The sequence below is a fragment of the Saccharomonospora iraqiensis subsp. paurometabolica YIM 90007 genome (genome assembly GCF_000231035.2).
In the GTDB taxonomy this organism is placed as follows: domain Bacteria; phylum Actinomycetota; class Actinomycetes; order Mycobacteriales; family Pseudonocardiaceae; genus Saccharomonospora; species Saccharomonospora paurometabolica.
Genome location: NZ_KI912256.1, coordinates 1 through 2,839, shown reverse-complemented (window position 1 = coordinate 2,839; position 2,839 = coordinate 1). Strand labels below are relative to the sequence as shown.

The window sequence follows — 2,839 nt, the reverse complement described above, 5'->3', positions numbered from 1 at the left end:
GCCCCCCGGTGTGTCCGCCGCGGCGGAACGGCGTCCACCGGCACGCCCGCCGCGCGCCGCACCTCCGGTCTTCTTCCCGGTCCCTCCGGCGGCACCGCCCGTGGACCGGCTCCGCGTCGGTCCCGCGGCGCTGTCCGGTCCTTCGGCGTCCGACTGCTTCGCGGACGGGTCCGCGTTCCGGGCCGAACCCCGGACCTTCCGCTCCTTCGGGGACTTCCGCTCCGACGACGCCGTCGTTCCGGACGCCGTCGACCCCGTGGACGCCGACCGCGCCCCGGCGGAGGTCCTCCTCCCGGAGCCGCCACGACGACGGTCGTCCCGCGGGGCACGGGCATCGGCGGCGGACGCGCGGGAGTCGGCACCGTCCCGCTCGTGGCCGTCCTGTGTTCCTTCTGTTACCCGACCCACGGGCTCAGCGTGCCATATTCACGCTCCCGTGGACGTTCCCGGCTCGCCACGTTCGACCCCTCCCGCGTCACTCGATCGGCGGAGTATCCGCTACCAGTTCCCCTCGTCGGCTCGGTCCCACAGCCCCAGAACAGCCCGCGCCACGGTGGTGGGTCGCTCCATCTGGGCGAGGTGGCCCGTCCGGGGCAGCACGAGCAGCCGGGCCCGCGGCAACGTCCGCGCCGTCCGCGGGGCCCGCCGCACCGAGATCACCCGGTCCCGCATCCCCCAGACCACCAGCGTCGGCACGGTGATCCGCGGGGCGAGCGCCCACAGTGACCCGCGACCGGGGGTGAACCACGCCCGGAAGATCTCCGTCGTGCTGCGTCCGAGCGCCTCCTCCGCCCAGGTCAGCGAGGCACGCGCGCCGTGCTCGTCGATCAGCTCCGCCAACCGGTGTTCCGGGAACAGGGTCGGATCGGCGAAGCAGAGCCGGAGGACCTGCTCGGCGCGCTGCCGCGGGGACATCGCCGCCAGCCGCCTGCGCACCCGCCGACCGACCAGCGGCAGATACGCCAACGGCAACCGGGGGTCGGCGAGCCTGCGGGGGTCGGGCCTGCGGTCCGGGACCGCGGGCGAGACGAGGGTCAACGTGCGCACCAGCTCCGGCCGGTGCGCCGCCAGCATCATCGCGACCGCCCCGCCCATGGAGTTGCCGACCAGGTCCACCGGCCCCCGGCAGTGCCCGGTGAGGTAGTCGGCGAGCACGTCGGCCTGGGCGCGGAGGCTGAAGTCGAAGCCCTCCGTGGGCGGGGAGAACCCGAACCCCGGCAGGTCGGGGGCGTGTCCCTCCGCCCACGGCGAGAGCAGGCCCGCGAGGTCGCTGAAGTTGGTGGAGGACCCACCGAGGCCGTGGACGTAGACCGCCGTCCGGGCGCCGCCCGCCGGGTGCCGCCCGGGCTGCTCCCGCACGGACCCGGGACCGGGTGTGTGCCGCACGTGGAGCACGCCGTCGTACCGGCTGCCCGCCACGTCGGTACCGTCGACACCTCCGCACACCCGCACCTCGGCCCCGGGCCACGGACCGGTCATGCCGTCGAGCGACGGCAGGGGGGCGTCCGACAGCGGGACGTGCGTCAGCGGCGGACGCAACCGGGCCCGGGAATCGACGGCGTCGGCGAGCGGACTGGGCAGTCTTTCGGACACAATCCCAGGATGCCGCAGCCCGGTCGTCTTGGCGTGGGTGGCGTACCCACAAGTAATGTGCGGTGGGAAACGAAAACGGAGGCGGGGATGACGGACACGACGCACGCGCAGGGCGGGACCTCGGGCTCGACGCCCACCGGGTCCGCGGCGCCCGGACGGGGGGTTCGACTGCCGCGCACGGAGCGTCGTGCGCAGTTGCTCGACGCGGCCCAGCGGGTTTTCGCGGCCAACGGCTACCACGCCGCGGCGATGGACGAGATCGCCGACCGGGCCGGGGTGAGCAAGCCGGTGCTCTACCAGCACTTCCCGGGCAAACTCGAGCTCTACATCGCACTGCTGGAGAACCACGTCGAACACCTGGTGTCGGCCGTGGAACGCGCGCTGGCGTCCACGACCGACAACAAGCAACGGGTGAAAAACGCGGTGGGGGCGTTCTTCGACTTCGTCAACGGGGACGCGGGCGCCTTCCGGATGGTCTTCGAGTCGGACCTGCGCGGGGAACCCGCCGTCCAGGAGGCGGTCGACCGGGCCACCTCCGCCAGCGTCGACGCGATCACCGAGACGATCACCGCGGACGCCGGGCTCGACGAGGACCGGGCACGGCTGCTCGCCGTCGGCCTGGTGGGGATGAGCCAGGTCAGCGCCCGCTTCTGGCTGAACCAGGACAGCACGGTGAGCCAGGAGGAGGCGGTCGCCCTGACCTCCACCCTCGCCTGGCGCGGCATCGGCGCCGGCTTCCCCCTCAGCGGCCGCGAGTAGGCACCCCGGGTGGTGCCGTGAAGGACTCCTTCCCTGCGCCACACGCAGCGAGGGACCCCTTCACTGCATCACACGCAGGGAAGGGGGCCTTCACGGCACACCCACCTCACGCCGGCACCGGGGAGGGGCGGGTGCGGGTGGGTGTGGGACGGGGGAGGAGGGCGCTGAGGTGGAGGGCGACCTCGTGGGCGCGTTCCTGCGGGAGCATGTGCCCCGCACGGGGGTAGGTCACCAGCCGTCCGGAGTGCCACTCCCCCGCGATCACCCGTGCGTGCCGGGGCGGGCAGAGCCGGTCGGCGGTGCCCACCAGGACGACACCGGGGATGCCGTTCAACCGTGCCGGCGCCGCCCGGCGGTCGTGCCGGGAGATCGCGGTCTGGAACGCCCCGACGCTGGCGGGGTGCGCCCGGAGCAGCTGGTCGGCCACCGACCCGACGTCCGCACGACGCGGCCGGTCACCGAAGACGAGCCACCGGGCGCCCACCCG

At 74.1% G+C, this 2,839-nt stretch carries 3 protein-coding genes; 1 reads left to right on the top strand and 2 read right to left on the bottom strand.

Annotated elements, in window-relative coordinates:
- Positions 1 to 498 precede the first annotated feature (498 nt).
- The gene (locus SACPADRAFT_RS0218780; protein ID WP_007027135.1) at positions 499 to 1,593 is read right to left on the bottom strand and encodes an alpha/beta fold hydrolase; all 1,095 of its coding nucleotides are present in this window, start codon (positions 1,591 to 1,593) and stop codon (positions 499 to 501) included.
- An 87-nt stretch (positions 1,594 to 1,680) separates the two neighbouring features.
- Here SACPADRAFT_RS0218780 and SACPADRAFT_RS0218775 point away from each other — a divergent pair, with 87 nt between their 5' ends.
- The gene (locus SACPADRAFT_RS0218775) at positions 1,681 to 2,352 is read left to right on the top strand and encodes a TetR/AcrR family transcriptional regulator (protein ID WP_007027134.1); all 672 of its coding nucleotides are present in this window, start codon (positions 1,681 to 1,683) and stop codon (positions 2,350 to 2,352) included.
- A gap of 106 nt (positions 2,353 to 2,458) precedes the next feature.
- On the opposite strand, the gene SACPADRAFT_RS33210 is transcribed toward SACPADRAFT_RS0218775, so the two are convergent.
- Positions 2,459 to 2,839, bottom strand: a 381-nt coding sequence (locus SACPADRAFT_RS33210) for an alpha/beta fold hydrolase (protein ID WP_007027133.1), incomplete at its 5' end; no start/stop codon positions are given.